The 16,309-nt window shown below is 72.3% G+C and carries 15 protein-coding genes and 1 pseudogene; 8 read left to right on the forward strand and 8 right to left on the reverse strand.

Features of this window, described 5'->3' with window-relative positions; translation table 11 throughout:
- Together IEZ17_RS42140 and IEZ17_RS08490 are read right to left on the reverse strand one after the other, a co-directional pair.
- Positions 1–528 (reverse strand): annotated as a pseudogene (locus tag IEZ17_RS42140) (hypothetical protein); the annotation flags it as partial.
- Between the two features lie 133 nt (positions 529–661).
- Entirely contained in the window at positions 662–898 is a 237-nt protein-coding gene (locus IEZ17_RS08490) for a DUF397 domain-containing protein (protein ID WP_189298371.1), read from the reverse strand.
- Between the two features lie 363 nt (positions 899–1,261).
- Between IEZ17_RS08490 and IEZ17_RS08495 the strand changes: the two genes are divergently transcribed.
- The 3 genes from IEZ17_RS08495 to IEZ17_RS08505 are packed head-to-tail and all read left to right on the forward strand — an operon-like array spanning position 1,262 to position 3,628.
- Entirely contained in the window at positions 1,262–2,062 is an 801-nt protein-coding gene (locus tag IEZ17_RS08495) for a GNAT family N-acetyltransferase (RefSeq protein WP_189298072.1), read from the forward strand.
- Positions 2,059–2,961, forward strand: a complete 903-nt coding sequence (locus IEZ17_RS08500) for a lysophospholipid acyltransferase family protein (RefSeq protein ID WP_229852064.1) — start codon at positions 2,059–2,061, stop codon at positions 2,959–2,961. Before IEZ17_RS08495 ends, IEZ17_RS08500 begins: the two co-directional genes overlap by 4 nt.
- On the forward strand, positions 2,954–3,628 hold the full coding sequence (locus IEZ17_RS08505; RefSeq protein ID WP_189298076.1) for a DedA family protein: 675 nt from the start codon (positions 2,954–2,956) through the stop codon (positions 3,626–3,628). The genes IEZ17_RS08500 and IEZ17_RS08505 overlap by 8 nt, the downstream gene beginning before the upstream one ends.
- Before the next feature lie 22 nt (positions 3,629–3,650).
- Here the strand turns inward: IEZ17_RS08505 and IEZ17_RS08510 are convergent, their stop codons facing one another.
- From IEZ17_RS08510 to glnII, 4 genes are all read right to left on the reverse strand, one after another.
- Positions 3,651–4,256 carry a winged helix-turn-helix domain-containing protein gene (locus tag IEZ17_RS08510; protein ID WP_189298077.1) on the reverse strand — a complete coding sequence of 202 codons (606 nt, stop codon included), beginning with the start codon at positions 4,254–4,256 and terminating at the stop codon, positions 3,651–3,653.
- A gap of 248 nt (positions 4,257–4,504) precedes the next feature.
- The gene (locus tag IEZ17_RS08515; protein ID WP_229852066.1) at positions 4,505–5,251 is read right to left on the reverse strand and encodes a rhomboid-like protein; all 747 of its coding nucleotides are present in this window, start codon (positions 5,249–5,251) and stop codon (positions 4,505–4,507) included.
- A 20-nt stretch (positions 5,252–5,271) separates the two neighbouring features.
- Positions 5,272–6,177 carry a DUF6891 domain-containing protein gene (locus IEZ17_RS08520; RefSeq protein ID WP_189298079.1) on the reverse strand — a complete coding sequence of 302 codons (906 nt, stop codon included), beginning with the start codon at positions 6,175–6,177 and terminating at the stop codon, positions 5,272–5,274.
- Between the two features lie 147 nt (positions 6,178–6,324).
- Complete coding sequence (gene glnII / locus IEZ17_RS08525; protein WP_189298082.1) at positions 6,325–7,347, reverse strand: glutamine synthetase; 1,023 nt, start codon at positions 7,345–7,347, stop codon at positions 6,325–6,327.
- A 447-nt stretch (positions 7,348–7,794) separates the two neighbouring features.
- Between glnII and IEZ17_RS08530 the strand changes: the two genes are divergently transcribed.
- From IEZ17_RS08530 to IEZ17_RS42145, 5 genes are all read left to right on the forward strand, one after another.
- Positions 7,795–9,426 (forward strand): AMP-binding protein, encoded by a 1,632-nt coding sequence (locus IEZ17_RS08530; protein WP_189298083.1) that lies wholly within the window; start codon positions 7,795–7,797, stop codon positions 9,424–9,426.
- A gap of 126 nt (positions 9,427–9,552) precedes the next feature.
- Positions 9,553–9,825 carry a hypothetical protein gene (locus IEZ17_RS08535; RefSeq protein ID WP_189298085.1) on the forward strand — a complete coding sequence of 91 codons (273 nt, stop codon included), beginning with the start codon at positions 9,553–9,555 and terminating at the stop codon, positions 9,823–9,825.
- Between the two features lie 289 nt (positions 9,826–10,114).
- On the forward strand, positions 10,115–12,802 hold the full coding sequence (locus IEZ17_RS08540) for an MDR family MFS transporter (RefSeq protein ID WP_189298087.1): 2,688 nt from the start codon (positions 10,115–10,117) through the stop codon (positions 12,800–12,802).
- A gap of 403 nt (positions 12,803–13,205) precedes the next feature.
- The gene (locus IEZ17_RS08545; RefSeq protein WP_189298089.1) at positions 13,206–13,475 is read left to right on the forward strand and encodes a hypothetical protein; all 270 of its coding nucleotides are present in this window, start codon (positions 13,206–13,208) and stop codon (positions 13,473–13,475) included.
- Positions 13,476–13,560: 85 nt separating this feature from the next.
- A complete protein-coding gene (locus IEZ17_RS42145) occupies positions 13,561–14,361 on the forward strand; it encodes an HNH endonuclease (protein ID WP_229852069.1) in 801 nt (266 codons plus the stop codon).
- 81 nt (positions 14,362–14,442) lie between these two features.
- On the opposite strand, the gene IEZ17_RS08555 is transcribed toward IEZ17_RS42145, so the two are convergent.
- Both IEZ17_RS08555 and IEZ17_RS08560 read right to left on the reverse strand, forming a co-directional pair.
- Positions 14,443–15,720, reverse strand: coding sequence for a tyrosine-type recombinase/integrase (locus IEZ17_RS08555; protein WP_189298091.1), 1,278 nt, complete (start codon positions 15,718–15,720; stop codon positions 14,443–14,445).
- On the reverse strand, positions 15,713–15,979 hold the full coding sequence (locus IEZ17_RS08560) for a helix-turn-helix domain-containing protein (RefSeq protein ID WP_189298093.1): 267 nt from the start codon (positions 15,977–15,979) through the stop codon (positions 15,713–15,715). Before IEZ17_RS08560 ends, IEZ17_RS08555 begins: the two co-directional genes overlap by 8 nt.
- Positions 15,980–16,309 lie beyond the last annotated feature (330 nt).

The following is a 16,309-nucleotide window of genomic DNA, read 5'->3' on the forward strand; positions in this document are numbered from 1 at the left end:
GGCCTCCAGCACCCGGCGCGCCTCCTGCGCCGTCAGCCGCTCCAGGTCGCGCAGCACGAACGCCGCCCGGCCCGGCGCCGACAGCGCCGACAGGGCCTGGTCCAGGGCGAGTTCGTCGGCGCCGCCGGAGCGGGGGAAGAGCCGCAGGCCCCAGACCTGGGGGAGCGGTGCCGGCAGCCGGAACCGCCGCCCGGCCGCGAGGGCGGTGCGCAGCACCCGCAGCCGCATGAGCGCGTAACCCGGGTCGACGGCCTCCGCCGAGCCGTGGCGCTGGGCGGGCAGACCGGGACCGGTCCCCGGGCCGGGCCGCCGCGGCAGCGCCCGCTGCACCACCGCGTGCGCGGCCAGCACCCGCCGGCCGCGGCTCGGGCCCGGCGGCAGCACGAGATACGCCAGCCGGGCCAGCCGGGGGTAGTGCTCGACCAGCGCCGCCTCGGCCTGCTCGACGTCGATGGCCTCACCGGCCTCCGCCGGGCTGCCGGGGGAGGTGCGGTCCGGACGCGGGGTTGCCGCCTGCTGCTGCTCCACATTCCGTGGAACGAGTGAATCCTGTGATGGTCACCGAAGCACCGGGCCGCCCCGGACGGGTGATCGCGGCGCCGGCCCGGCCACCGGGGCCGGGCCGTACCCCGCTCCGGGGCGCCGCCTCATACCTCCGGCGTCACCGCGAGAGGTCGAACTCCCCGTCCCGGGCGCCCAGGACGAACGCCTGCCACTCCGCCTCGGTGAAGCGCAGCACCACCTCGGGGTCCGTGGAATTGCGCATCGCGACCGCGCCGCGCTCCAGGAAGGCGATCTCCACCGCCTCCGCGTCGGGGGCCTCGCCGGGCGGGCGCTGCCAGGTGGCGTCGGAGATGTCGAGGCCGTAGAGCCATTCCTTGTCGGCTGCGGTGCCCATGTCGTTGCTCCCCTTGCTCGTGAACGTGCCGGTCAGCGTACGCGGCGGCCGGACGACCTTCCAGCCGGGGAATCGGTCCGTACCGCGTTCCCCGCTACGGGAGTTGGCGGCGCGGAGGCGGTCGGGCGGACCAGGTCGCAGCCGCCTCCACGGCTGCCGCCCCCCGCCCTCGACCCACCGGACAGCCCCCGAGCCCCCCCGTGCCGCGGCGACCAGTGTTCTGCGGAGCCTCATCCGTACGCTCCCTGGGCTTCACGCGCCCGGCCGCCGCACACGGGGACAGTCTGCCGTGTAGGAGAACGCCAGGTCATTGGGTATGTGCACCCCGACGGGGTGTAACCAGCAGCACCTACGGAGGCTCTGATGAGCATGGCACCCACCGCGTCCGCCGGCAGCCCCGGACTCACCTCTCCCACCGCGGACGCCGCGGCCACGGACGCCGCCCCCGCCCCCGACTACACCGCCGAGATCGCCGACACCCCCGAACAGATCCGCGCCGCCCAGCGCCTCCGCCACCAGGTCTTCGGCGAGGAGATGGGCGCCGCCCTCGACACCCCCCTCCCCGGCCACGACATCGACGCCGTCGACGACCTCGCCGACCACCTCGTCGTCACCCACACCGCCACCGGCGCCGTCGTCGGCACCTACCGGCTGCTGCCCCCGGGACGCAGCCAACGCCTCTACTCCGACGGTGAGTTCGACCTTTCCGCCCTCGGCGCGCTGCGCCCCTCCCTCATCGAGGCCGGCCGCTCCTGCGTCCACCCCGACCACCGCAGCGGCGCCGTCATCAACCAGATGTGGACGGCCCTCGCCCGCTACACCCTGCTCTCCGGCCACCGCTACCTCGCCGGCTGCGCCTCCGTCCCGCTCGCCGACGGGGGCACCGCCGCCGGCCACGCCTGGGCGCTGGCCCTCACCCGCTACCCCGCCCCGGCCGGGCTCCGGGTCGCCCCGCACCGCCCCTGGCGCCCCACCGGCCCGCTGCCCGAGCGCCCCACCCTCGCCCAGCTCCCGCCGCTGCTGCGCGGCTACCTCCGGATCGGCGCATGGATCGGCGGCCCCCCGGCCCACGACCCGGCGTTCGGCACCGCCGACTTCTTCGTCGTCCTCGACATGGAGCGCCTCGGCGAACGCTACCGCCGCTTCTTCCTGGGGGACCGGTGAACGGCCCCTGGGACGTCCGGTCCGTCTGCACCCCGCACTGCGCCGGCCACACCGCCCCGCGCGTCCCGGCCCGCGAAACCGCCCGCCGCGCCGCCGCGTTCGCCGCCGCGGCGCGCCGTGCCCTGACCGACGGCGACCGCCTGGCGGATCCGGTACGGCTGCGGGCACACGCGCGGGCCCTGCTGGCGGCGCTGGGAATCCAGGCGGAAGGGATCCAGGCGGAGGGGGCCGGCGCGCTGCCGGACGCCGGGACGGAAGCCGGCGGCCCCGGCACCCTCACCGTCCTCAACCACATCTCCTGGCTCGACATCGTCGCGCTGCTCGCCGCCGAACCGATGACCCTGCTCGCCAAGCGCGAGGTGGCCCGCTGGCCGGTCGTCGGCGGCCTGGCACGCCGGGCCGGCACGCACTTCATCGACCGCACCAGCCCCCGCAAACTCCCCTGCACTGTCCGGGAGTTGTCCGACCTGCTGGCCTCCGGGCGCTCGGTGGCGGTCTTCCCGCAGGCCACCACCTGGTGCACCGCCGACCGGGGCGCCTTCCGCCGCGCCACCTTCCAGGCCGCCCTGGACGCCGGCGCACCGGTCCGCCCGCTGACGGTCAGCTACGCCCAGCAGGGCCGGCCCAGCACCGTGGCCGCGTTCTGCGGCGACGACACCTTCGCGGCCTCCCTGCGTCGCGTCCTGACCGCCCGCGCGCTGACCGTGCGCCTCACCGCCCACCCGGCACTGCCGACCGCGGGCACCACCCTGGACCGCAGGGAACTGGCGGCCCGCGCCGAGCACGCCGTCCTCGGCAACGGCCCCGTATGGCTCGCTCCGCCGGCGATCCGGCCGCCGTGGACCGCACCGCAGGCCCCGCCACCGACCACCGGCCCGCCGGTCCGCCAGCATGCCTGACCAGCTCGTTCCCGTCCCTGCGACCCCGCTCGCCTTCAGCCTCTTCGACCAACTGGACCGTCTCACCGACCCGTTGCACGCCCTGCTGGGAACCCCCTGGCTCTGGCTCGCCGTCCTGCTGATCGCCGGGCTGGACGCACTGCTCCCGTTCATGCCGAGCGAGAGCACCGTCGTCCTGGTCGCCGTGCTCATCGGCCCCGACCTGCCACCGCTCGCCCTGCTCGCGGGCGTCGCGGCGGTCGGGGCGCTGGCCGGCGACTGCCTCGGCTACGCCGTGGGCCGCTACGCGGGCCCGCGCGCGATCGCCCGGCTGCTGCGCGGCGAACGCGGCCGGGCCCGCCATCTGCGCGCCCGCGCGATGGTCGAACGGCACGCCGCCGTGCTGATCGTCGCCGGCCGCTTCCTCCCCGGCGGACGGGTGGTCGCCACCCTCTCCACCGGCAGCGTCCGCTTCCCGCTGCGCCGCTTCATCGCCCTGGACGCGGTGGGCGCGGCCATCTGGGCGCTGTTCAGCTCGGCGCTCGGCGGCCTCGGCGGCGCGGCGCTCACCCACTCCCCGGTCAAGGGCCTGCTGCTCGCCTCCGGCGCCGGACTGCTGGTGGCGGCCGGGGCGACCACGCTGCACCGCCGCTGCCCGCTCCTGCGGGAGGACGGGAAGGGGGCCTGAGCTCCCTCGCCCGCCCCCGGGCTCACGTGCTCGGCACGTACTTGTACCCGACCCGCCGCACGGTCACGATCGACGAGCGGTGCTCGACGCCCAGCTTCCGCCGCAGCCGGGCGACATGGACATCGACGGTCCGCCCGTCGCCGACATGCCCGTACCCCCACACCGTGGTCACCAGCTGGTCGCGGGTGTGCACCCGGTGCGGATGCGCGACCAGATGGGCCAGCAGCTCGAATTCCAGGTATGTCAGGTCCAGTTGCCGGCCCCGGACCTGCACGGTCCGCTGCTCGGGGTCGATCCGTACGGTCTCGTCGCCGGTCCATCCCGGCGGCGCGGGATCGGCGGACGGCTGCGGGGCGGCAGCCGCTTCGGCCGGGACGAGGACGAGATAGCCGACCATCGGCGGCTGGCCGGGCAGCGCGGGCAGGCTGTGCTGCGGCGCCGGGAGCCAGGTGGCGCCGGAGTTCAGCAGCTCGGCGACCTGCTGCGCACTGTGGCGTGGCGCCTCGCCGCCCGGGGCGGTGGCGGGGGACGGGAGGGCTTCGTCGGAGGGCACCGCGCGCAGCCGGTGGCGCTGGTGCGGCGGGTGCGGAACGGCGGAACCGGCGGGAACGGTACGGAGATTCGTCATCGGGAGTCAGCTCTTTCGCGCAGGGGGATCGTCGGGGGACGTCGTGCGCGCGGGCAGGGCTGGAGACACCGGTCAGCGGTGTCGGGAAGGGAAGGTGCGGGCCCGCGCTCAGTGCGCGCGGCAACACAGACGGTCGAAAGCGTGCGCCTGCCGGGACGGCCAGAACGGCTCAAGGTCGCTGCGACCCGTCGCGGTGTCGGTAAGGCTGGCCATGGCCCTATTGAACCAGACAGCCCCTGATCTGTCCTTCACACCACCTCCGCCATGACACGATCCCGCCGCGCGCCGGCCGCCCCACCCGCGGGACCGGCGAGGGAGCGTCCCCGACTGCCCTTCCCCGCAACGGAGTTGCCCGGCGGAACCGCCCCCGGGCGCCTCGCGCGGTGGCCGAAATCCGCTCCTGTGATCCCTGTGGCGCCCATCACCATCCCGAGCGCCAGCGCCGTCAGATGCCCCGCGTCCGTGAACGTCCGGCCGCGGCGGACCACCGGCACGGCGACCGGCACCAGCAGCCCGCCGGTCGCCGCCAGCCGTGCGCCCCGGTGCGGGACCGTCGCGGCGAGGGCGCCGAGCGTGGCGTAGAAGCCGTAGCTCGCCCCGACGTCGACGGCCCGCGCGGTGGCATCGGCGCGGGTGGCCTTCCGGGCGCGCAGGCCCGCGTACACCAGCAGGCTGGCGCCGACGTGCCCGGCCGCGAACACCCCCGCGGCCCGCCCGGCGCCCCAACGGGCCTCGGCCGTACCGAGGGTGGCCAGCAGCGCCGTGCCGTACGCCACCGGCAGCGGCTCCTCCACGAACGCCGCGCTGGTGGCGAGAGTGCCCCACCGGCCGGCCCGCAGATTGGCGACATTGGTGGAGTGCGTGCGCAGCAGCTCCGTGCGCCGCCGCCCCGGCAGCCGGCCGGTGGCATACGCCCCGAGCTGCAACGCCCCCACATACAGCGGTGCCGCCCACGGCAGCGCCCCGCGCCGCACCGCTCGCCCCCGTGTCCCCACGCCGGCCCCCTCCGCTCCGCTCAATTCCCCGTCGGCAGCCGCTTGCGCCAGTCCAGCGGGGTGACGTCGATGACCGTGTCCGGATCGCCGTTCCACTCCACCGTCAGGCCGGCGCCGGTCAGCGCGCCCGCCACCGTCCGCCCGACCTCGGCGCGGTCCGCCCCGGAATCCTCGTACGCGCCGTACCGCACCGAGAGACCGTGTCCGCCGGCCGCCGCGGCGGTGTCCTGGTAGTGGAAGAAGACGAAGCCGCGGTCGGCCCCGGCGCGCTCGGCGCCGATCTCGCCGAGCGCGCAGTTGCTGCAACAGGTGAAGTGCATACGGGCGGTGAGCCCCTGCGCATCCAGCGCGGTGAATGCCCGCTCGACCCGGTCGGCGTCCGTCACCTCGGGCCACTCCGCCTGCTCGGCCAGCCGCTGCTCCCACAGGCCCGCGACGATCCGCCGCGCCTCGTCCCGCGTGACCGGCGTCTCCTCGGGATCGAAGGCGTCGCACACGCCCTGCACGACGTCCTCGTACGTCCAGAAGCCGGACCGGATGTCCTCAAGGGCCTGCTCCTCGGCCCGCTCGCGGGTCTCCGGCTCCAGACCGGGCGTGGAATACAGGTCCGCCGGCCGCCAGTCGAGCGCCGTACGCCAGGACTCCGCACCGCGCGCCCAGGCCAGCATGACCGCTATGACCTCGTCGGCGTCGGCGGTCTCGGCCGTGAAGTGCCGGTCCGGCCCGCCGTCGCGGTACTCCACGGCGAACGGCCCGTCGCCCTCCCGCCAGGTCTGCACGAAGGCCTGGTCCTCGTCGGGGAGCCGCTCGACGACGACGAAGTGGTCGCCCTCGGCGCCGATCCGCCGCAGCAGGGCGGTCAGTTGGTCCGCGGTCGGCCGCCCGACGGCCGGCCCGCTCTCGGTCTTGGCGGTGATCGCAAGCATGGTCCCAGCGTGCCACCCGCCACTGACAACGGGCCCCCGCGCGCCCGCGAGCGGCGACCGTCCGGCGCCGGCCGGGCACGCGAAAGGGCCGGACCCGCCGGTCCGGCCCCAACTCGCGCCCGTGCTCGCGCAGTCCGGGCGTCGGCGTCACACCTGTTCGCGGCGCTCCAGTTCCGTGCAGCAGGTGTCCACGATCAGCCGCGTCACCACGTAGGGGTCCACGTTGGCGTTCGGCCGCCGGTCCTCGATGTAGCCCTTCTTCTCGACCTCGACCTGCCACGGGATGCGCACCGAGGCACCGCGGTCGGAGGCACCGTAGGAGTACTGGTCCCAGGGGGCGGTCTCGTGGGCGCCGGTCAGCCGCTCCTCGATACCGGTGCCGTACTGGCGGACGTGCTCCAGCGGCTTGCCCTCCGCGCCCAGCGCCTCGCAGGCCGCGATGATCGCGTCGTAGCCCTCGCGCATGGCGCGGGTGGAGAAGTTGGTGTGCGCGCCCGCGCCGTTCCAGTCGCCCCGGGCCGGCTTGGCGTCCAGCGACGCGGTGACGCCGAACTCCTCGGCCGTACGGTGCAGCAGCCAGCGCGCCACCCACATGTGGTCCGCGACCTCCAGCGGCGGCAGGGCGCCCACCTGGAACTCCCACTGGCCGGGCATGACCTCGGCGTTGATGCCGGACAGGCCGAGGCCGGCGGCCAGGCACAGGTCGAGGTGCTTCTCGACGATCTCCCGGCCGAAGATCTCGCCGGCGCCCACACCGCAGTAGTAGCCGCCCTGCGGGGCCGGGAAGCCGCCGCCCTCGGGGAAGCCCAGTGGGCGCTCGCCCTTGAGGAAGGTGTACTCCTGCTCGATGCCGAAGATCGGCTCCTGTGCGGCGAACCGCTCCGCCACCGGGCGCAGCAGGGCCCGGGTGTTGGAGGGGTGCGGCGTGAGGTCGGTGTTCAGCACCTCGCACAGCACCAGCAGGTGGTCACCGCCGCGGATCGGGTCCGGGCAGCTGAACACCGGCTCCAGGACGAGGTCCGAGGAGTGGCCTTCGGCCTGGTTGGTGCTGGAACCGTCGAACCCCCACCGCGGAAGCGTGCTGCTGTCCGCCAGGATCTTGGTCTTGGAGCGGAGCTTGGCGGTCGGCTGGGTGCCGTCGATCCAGATGTACTCGGCCTTGATGGTCACGGGGTCCTCTTATACGGGTCGGTGCGGGTACGCGTGCGGGCGTACCGCTGCACTCTCGCAACAGGCCGTTTCCCATCCGTTGCCCGTATGTGAACCGCAGGTTACCCACTCGGACATCCTCTGATTCTGCAACTATTCACCGCATACCACCTCGCTTTCCTTAGCGGGCGACGCTGCCGCGCTCCCGTGGCGACCCTCCGAACTCCGGACGTCGACCCCGTACGCCGACCCCGTACGCGTCACCGGGGTCCTCGCCGCGGCCGAGGGGCCCCGAGGCTGCCTCATGTCACTCCGGTCATGACCACATGGCGATATTGGTCATGGAAGGCATGAACGAACCGCCCTACCGTCGGAGGTGCCGCAGGCCGGCCGCACCCGGCCCGGCCCGTTCACTTCCGTCCTTTCATCCGTTTCCATCCTGTTTCTTCCTGTCGAAGGAGCTCCGCCATGGCAGCCGGCCCGGCACCCGCCCCCGCCTTCACCAGCTACGTCGACACCGTCCTGGCCGTCCTGGCCCGCGACCCCGCCCGCTCCGTCCTCACCCCCGCCGACGACCGCCCCGACATCACCGCCGGCGCCTTACACGCCACCGTGCACCGCATGGCCGCCGTCCTCGCCGACCACGGCATCGCCCGCGGCGACACCGTCTCCCTCCTCAGCGGCAACCTCCCGGAAGTGCTCGCCGCCCGGTACGCCGCCAACCTCATAGGCGCGCGGGTGGTGTTCCTCTACGACGGCATGGCCGCCGAGACCCTGGCCCGTATCGCCGAGAGCGTGGAGACCGCCCTGCTGCTCGTCGACCCGGCGCTGCGCGACACCGCGTACGCCCTGCTCGGCCATCTCACCGGCCCCCGCCCCCAGGTCATGACCCTCGGCCCGGTACCCGGCCCCGCAGGGGAGCCGGCCCCGGGCACGGCTGCCGGCACGCCCGGCGACCGGGCGCCCCTCGGCCCCGACCTCGTGGCCGCCTGCGCCGCGCTCCCCGTCACCCCCACCGTGGCCGGCGCCGCCCGCCCCGAGGACGACTGGTGCATCCGCCACACCGGCGGAACGACCGGTATCCCCAAGGGAGTCCGGATGGCGCACGCCCCGTTCGCCGGGATGCTCGGCGGCCTGCGCCTGGCGGGCGCCGGCGACCCGCCCCGCCTCCTGGCCTGCACCTCGCTCGCCCACCTGGCGGGCATCATGGCCGACCTCACCCTCGCGGACGGCGGCAGCGTCGTACTCCACCACCGCTTCGACCCCACCGCCGTGCTGGCCGCCATCGCCCGCGAGCGCATCACCCACCTCTGGCTGCTGCCCCCGCTCCTCTACCGCCTCCTCGACGACCCCACCCTCCCCACCACCGACCTGAGTTCCCTCGCCCGCATCACCTACGGGGGCTGCGTCGCCTCCCCCTCCCGGATGCGCCGTGCGGCGGAGGTCTTCGGCCCGGTCCTGTACGGGTGGTACGGCCAGTCCGAGGCGATGTCGATCACCGAGGCGGGCCCCGGGGACCACACCGCCCTCGCCACCGACGGCCCGATGAGCGTCGGCCGCCCGCTGCCCGGCGTCACCCTCGCCATCCGCGACGCGGACAGCCGGGACCTGCCGCCAGGGGAGCCGGGCGAGATCCACGTACGCTCCGGCGGCGTGATGTCCGGCTACTGGAAGCAGCCCGAACTGACCGCGCAGGTCCTGCGCGACGGCTGGGTGCGCACCGGCGACGTCGGCCTCCTGGACGCCGACGGCCGCCTCTACCTCGTCGACCGCCTCAAGGACGTCGTCATCGTCGTGGGCGGCCATGTCCACCCCACGGAGATCGAGGACCTCCTCCACACCCACCCGGCCGTCGCCCACGCCGCCGTCTACGGAGTCCGCACCCCCGACGACGCGGAAGAGGTGCACGCCGCGATCGTCCCCGCCCCCGGGCACTCCGCCGAAGAGGTCTCGCTGTCCGCCCTCCGCGCCTACGTCACCGCGCACAAGGGCGCCCTCTACGCTCCCGTCGCCGTCCACGTCCTGGACACCATCCCCCTCACCCCGGTCGGCAAGCCCGACAAGAAGCGCCTGCGCGAGACGGCCGCGACGGCCCCCTGAAACCCACTCGCGCGGGCCGCCTCCCACCACCCCCAAATCCCCGCTGGCCAGCGGCTTTTGTCAGTGCCCGGCGGTAGAATGGGAACCAGTCAGTGAGGGTTCTCAACGCTCCAGGAGGTCCGCCGGATGGCCGCAGCCACACTCATGACGAAGCCTCTCCCGACCCACCCGCTGCCCAAGAAACCGCTCCCCGCCGGATGGCCCCGCGAGCGGTACGAATCCCACAACCGCCGCCTGAAGGCCATGCGGTTGGCGATAGCCCTGCTCGACACCGGCGTCTACCGCCCCGAGCACGCCACCAACGGCAAGATCCGCACCACCGCCCTCGCCATCGGCGTCCACCGCCCCTCCGACACCACCTGCCGCCTGGTCCGCGCCCTGATCTACGACAACTGCTGACCCTGCCCGCCCGGTTGCCCCGACGCCCGGCCCGGATCGCCACACGCCCCGGGCCGGACGCGTCGGTACCGGCCCCACGGCCGCTCTCGGGCAGCGGCGCGGCCGTCCAGCGGTCCAACGCCGCCGCGGCGCGGCGATGCGGCGATGCAGTGATGCAGTGATGCAGTGATGCAGTGATCTGGAATTCTGGAGTTCTGGAGTTCTGGAGTTCTGGAGTCCACGGTAGGAAGGATGACGAGGAAGCGCGGAATCCGGTGCCGCGGCCCGTGCCGTGGATTACCTTTCCACCGTGGACCAGTTGATCTCCTCAGACCCGACGCGTATAGGCCCGTACCGCTTGATCGCCCGCCTGGGCGCCGGCGGTATGGGCCTGGTCTATCTGGGCCGTTCCGAGGCCGGTCGGACCGTCGCGGTGAAGGTCGTCCAGGCCGAGCACGCGCAGCACCCGGAGTTCCGCAGGCGCTTCGCCCGTGAGGTGGCCGCCGCCCGGAAGGTGGGGGGCTCCTGGACGGCAGCCGTGCTCGACGCCGACACCGAGGCAACGGTGCCCTGGGTGGCGACCCAGTACATCCCGGGGCCCGACCTGACCACCGTGGTGGCGAACGACTTCGGGCCGCTGCCCGAGAACTCCGTGCGGGTGCTGGCCAACCGCCTCGCCCTCGCCCTCCAGGCGGTGCACGACGCGGGCCTGATCCACCGGGACCTCAAGCCGTCCAACGTGCTGGTGACGGTGGACGGGCCGCGGGTGATCGACTTCGGTATCGCGCGGGCCATGGACAGCCTCGCCGGAGACAGCCTGCACACCCGCACCGGCATGCTGATCGGTTCCCCCGGCTTCATGTCGCCCGAGCAGGTACGCGGTCTCGAACTCACCCCCGCCAGCGACGTGTTCTGCCTGGGCGCCGTCCTCGTCTACGCCGCCACCGGACGCCTGCTCTTCGGCGCCACGGAGACCGGGCTGAACGCCCACCTCTTCCGGATCGCCGAGGAGGAGCCGGACCTGACCGGCGTACCGGAGTCGCTGCTCGATCTCGTACGCCGGTGTCTCGACAAGAACCCGGCCGGGCGGCCCACCCTCCAGCAGGTCGCGGCCCGTACCGCGTCGGACGCGGACACCGACACGGACACGGGCACGGGCACGGACGGGGAGTGGCTGCCGGGCGCGGTGCTGGCCCAACTCGGCCGTCACGCCGCGAAGTTGCTGGACTTCGCCCCCGAGACGACCGCCGGCGCGCCCGGTGCCGCGCCCGCCGGCGCGCCGGTGCCCCTCGCGGACCCGCGCATCCCGTCCGGGCAGCCGCAGCCGTCGGCACCCCCGCCGCCCGCGTACGCGCCCACGGCCCCGGCGTACGCCGTCCCCCCGCAGGGATTCGGACCACCCCCGGGCATGGCCTCCCACACCTGGCCCGCACCTCCGTCCCCGCCGCTCGCCCCGGACCCGTCGGCCCCGCACCCCTGGCGCTGGTGGGGCCTGGCGGTGGTCGCGTTCGTGCAGTTGTTCGTGTTGCTCGACGCGGCGTCCCTGCGCATGGCGGTGCCGTCGGTCATGGTCGATCTGCACCTCCGCGCCGACGACGTGAACTGGCTGTTCGCCGGGTATGAACTGGCCTTCGGCGGGCTGCTGCTGCTCGGTGGGCATCTCGCGGACCTGGTGGGCCGCAAACGGATGCTGATCACCGGCCTGGTCGGCTTCGCGGTGGCTGCCGCGGTCGGCGGCCTGGCCAGCACCTCCGGCATGCTGGTCGCGGCCCGCGCCGTCCAGGGCGTCTTCGCCGCGCTGCTGTCGCCGGCCGCACTCGCCCTGGTGGCGTCCAACTTCCCCGAGCCGAAGGCCCGAGGCAGGGCGTTCGGGGTCTACGCCGCGATCGCCGCCGGTGGCTCGACGGTGGGCCTGTTCACCGGCGGCCAGTTGCTGGAATCCCTGGGCTGGCGCTGGTGCCTGTTCGTCGACGTCCCCCTCGCCCTGATCGCCGTGATCGGCGCGGCCACCCTGGTCCACGACCGCCCGGTCCGCACCGGCCCCCGCTTCGACGCGCCGGGCCTGCTGTTCGGCTCCGGCGGGATCGCCGCCCTCATCTACGGCTTCGAGCAGACGGGCTCGCGCGGCTGGACCGACCTCCTGGTGCCGGCCCTGCTCGTGCTCGGCGTCGTCCTGCTGATCGCCTTCGCCTGGTGGCAGACCAGCGCGCCCACCGCGCTCCTCCCCCCGTACGCCACCAGGGACCGCGATCGCGTCGGCTCTTTCGTCACCTTGTTCCTGGCCGGCGCCGGCACGTTCGCCCTCTTCCCGACCCTGACGGGGTACCTGGAGAACATCCGCGGCTACTCCCCGATCGGCACCGCCCTGGAGATCCTGCCCACGGCCGTCGCGATCGTCATCGGCTCCACCCAGATCTCCGCCCGCCTGCTGCACCGCATCGCACCGCGCAACCTGATCGCTCCTGGCCTGCTGCTCACCGCGCTCGGCCTGGTGCTGCTGGCCCTCCTCACGCCCGACAGCCCGTACGGCGCCGTGATCCTGCCCGGCACGCTCCTCGCCGGCCTCGGCCTCGGCATGGCCCTGATGCCGCTCCTCTCCCTCGCCACGGCCGGCCTCGCCGCGCCGGACTCCGGCGGGGGCTCGGCAGTGACCAGCACGGCCAACCAGGTGGGCGGGGCGCTCGGCGCGGCACTGTTCAGCAGCGTCCTGTCCTCGGCCATCGCCGCCCGCATGGAACGGGTACCCGGTCTCGGGCAGAACTTCGCCGATGCGGCCCGGAACGGCCGGATCCTGAACCCACGAGGGGTTCCGCCGCAGCTGGCCGACTACATCACCAGGGCAACGCTGGCCGGCTACACCTCCGCCCTGTGGTGGTCGGTCGGCATCACACTCCTCGCCGGCCTGGCCGCCGCCCTCCTGATCAGGTCCACCGCCCCGACGCTCCCCCAACTCACCGAACCGCCCCTCCCGCCCTACGCCCAGCAGCCCACCCACTGACCCGCCACCCTCCCTGCGGCAGCAGGCAACGACTCGGGAGCCGCGCCCCACAAAGCCCCGAAGCAGCGCGGAGCAAAGCCCCGTAGCCGTGCGGAGCTTCAGGACTCCGCACAGCTCGACGGCCTCTCGCCGACCCGCGTGACGCCCAACCACGAAAACGGCCGCCGCCCGCGCCTCCCCGGAAAGGGAGCACACGGCCGACGGCCGGAAACGACCCAGGGCGGGACGGAGATCCGTCCCGCCCTGCGGCGTTCTTAGATGTCGAAGTAGAGGTGGGAAACGGGTCTGACCTGCTTCGATGCGGAGTCCGCGGCAGGGCCGGTGCACGAGCGGTGCACACTGCAGAAGACTGACTGACCGACGGGGCGTTTCAGGAGGACACGCGGCGCGAAGGCTGCCTGTCATGACTGACTCTTCCCAGGTACACCTCGACGGTCTGGTAGAGGCTGTCGCCAACTTCTATGCAGCCACCGATCAGGTGGATGCCCGTGCCGCCTCGGAAGCGGCTGCGAACCTCTGCTCCGGGAGCGGGTACGTCTACGCACCTACGGAGTTAGTAGAGGCTTTCACCCGAGCCATCGAGGTCGGCTACGCGGCGGCCCTCAGCGCCGTTCGGGACGGTGAGTTCGACGAGGATATCCGTGGGTGGCGCCCGCAACTGTTCGAAACCTGAGCGGATCAAGCCAGGTGAAGGCGCCCGTTGGGCGGTTGCCCCCTTGTCGGCCCCCTGTGTCAGTGCTCTGTGTGACAGTCAATGCATGGAAGAGGATCGGTTATCCGGCGAAGCCGAACTCGCGCGGACCCTGGCGGAGATGAAGCGGTTTGCGCCCGATGGCGACTACTACGCACTCACGCTTGGAGCCAACCGGCGCGGGTTGCCCTTCTGGGCGGCCCAAACTCACTGGGCGGGCTGGTCTGAACGGCACCCTGGTTGGGAGATCCGTGCCGCGAGCCTGATGGACCCTGAACGTGTGAGCAGAGCATGGACCGCGATGGGACAGGGCTGGGTGTCGGTGCACGATGACATCAGTTTGTCCCTCTACGTCAGACTTGGCGGCAACGCGCTTGTCGAGAAGGAAGTCGCTGAGGCTCGCCTGCCTCACGTCATCGCCCCGTCTGAGTGCATGCGCGACGGCGCGATCGAGGTTGGCGGGTTCGGCTTTGTCGACACGCAGCATCTGCCTGACGATGCTGTGGGACGCCGTGCGCCTTCTCGGAAGCTCCGAATGCAGGTGCTCAAGCGGGACAACTATCGTTGCGTGGTGTGCGGACGTAAGGCAACTGACCACATCGACTTGGAACTCCATGTGCACCATCTCGTCCCGTGGAGGATGCACGGCCCCACAGCGGAGGAGAATCTGGTCACGCTCTGCGGCACGTGTCACAAGGGCCTTGAGCCGGACTTCGAACCGACTCTCCGTGAACTCGCAGGGTTGCCGGGCCGGTCGAAGATGTTGGATGTAGACAACTCCGAGTTCAATGCGGAAGTAGAGCGCTACCAGGAGTTCATTTCTGACGTTCTTTCCGATGATCCGGAGACCGTTGACGGTCTGCCGTAGGCGGTACGTCGTCCAGGCTGTCAGGAAGGGCGGCCTGAGGGGAACCCAGGCCGCCCTTCGTCACATTCGCCACTTACCGGTTCATGCTGCCAACCGGTAGCGCTGGCCGATCGCCTTGCGGGCCTTCTCGACCGCGCCCGTCACGCGGTGGACGTACCGGCGCAGTGTGAATGCCGGATCCTCGTGACCGAGGAGGTCGGCGAGGGTGTAGACGTCGACACCTTCGTTGATCGCCTCGGAAGCGAAGAGGTGCCGCAGGGCGTGCATCATCTTGTCCCGGCACTCTTCCCACTTGCGGCCCTTGCCAACGGGCTTGCCGTTGACGGCCTTTATCGCGCCGATCGCCTCCAGGGCATCCTTCCAGAGGTAGTTGAAGTAGTTCTTGTTCAGCGGCTTGCGCTCCCGCGTGGTGAACACCAGGCGTACGGTGACCGGCTCACCGTCCTTGGTCATCCACGGCAGGGTGACCTCGACCGGCGGGTGCTTGCGCATGTGCTCGGCGAGCCGCACGGCCAACTCGTCGCCGACCGGTACGAAGCGGTCCTTGGGGTCGTCGTCTGTGCCACCCTTCGGCGGGGCGAAGACGAGCGTGCCGCGGTCGTGGGTGATCTGGCGGCGTATGTGAACGACCTTGTCCTTCTGTAGCCAGTTGACGTCCTCGGGGCTGAGCCCGAAGATCTCGCCCTGTCGCATGCCGAGTCCTCGGCCGCAGTCGACGGTGGCCTGGTAGCGGTCGGGCAGGTGCTCGCGCACGGCGTCCGTCTGCTCCCAGGACAACGGCACGTCCTTCGCCGCTTTCTTCGACCGCCTCGGCTTGACGCGTTTCACCGACCCTGTCTCACAAGGGTTCTTGGCGATCAGGTCGTCGTCCACGGCCATGGCCAGGATCGACGACAGGTGTGTGAAGACCAGCCCGACGGTCGTCTCGTCCAGCACCTGCAGCCGGCGCTTGATCCAGGTCTGCACGGTGGACGACTTGATCTGGCGCAGTTTGAGTGAGCCCAGTGGCCCGATGATGTGGTTGCGGACGCGGGACTCGTACTGGGCGTAGGTCCGGGGATTGTCGAAAGTCTGGTTCTCCAGCCACTGCTCGGCCACCGCCTTGAGCTGGGCCTCGCCCTTCCTGGGGTCGACATACGTGCCGTCGTCGACGCTGCCCTGCATTTTGGTGAGATGTTGCCGGGCGTCCTCGTACCGGTCGAAGCTCTCGCTCTGCTGCTCGCCGTCAGGGTCGCGCCACCGGGCCAACCACCTCTTGCCGCGACCGTGTTCGCGAGAGGGGACCTTGTTGTGGGCCGTGCACTTCTCCTCGTCGGCCTGCGGCCGCTTCTTGTGCCAGCGGTCGTACGGCTCAGCCACGCGGCGCCACCAGGGAGACCGGGAGCAGGAAGGCAGGAGCAACGCCGAGGGCGGTGGCGATGACGACGAGGTCGTCGACGTCGCAGCGGCGACGGGCGCGCTCGGTGCGGCTGAGGGCGGTGTTGGTCATGGGGCGCCCGAGGGCGGTGCAGCGCTCGGCGAGCTGCTGCTGGGAGAGGCCGCGCGCGAGGCGCAGGCGCTCGATATTGCGCGCGGTTCGGATTCCGGCAGGGCCTATTTCGATTGGTCGGGTAGCCATGACGGATAGCTGTAACTCGAAAATGCCGGCCATGGCAAGGGGTTACTCAAGAACCCTAGAAAACTTGCTGGCGCCGGTTATTTAGGCGGCTCGGCAAAGCCGGATTTCCATGGTATGGTCCCGCGCCGCGAAAGCGGAGAGGCGTCTGATGGCCTCTGGTCTGGGGGCTCGTGGTGGTTCTGGCCTGGTGCTTTGGTGCCGGCTGGCGTGCCCGGTGGGGTGGAGGCGATCTGGGAAGAGACCGGACAGGGCCTCTCGCTTTCCGGCGTGATTTCGGCAACCGGGGATTCGGGTCTACGGTTTTGGTCCCACTCGGTGAAGTGCCGTTTG

Origin of the sequence: Streptomyces albospinus (genome assembly GCF_014648695.1) — a bacterium.
In the GTDB taxonomy this organism is placed as follows: Bacteria; Actinomycetota; Actinomycetes; order Streptomycetales; family Streptomycetaceae; genus Streptomyces; species Streptomyces albospinus.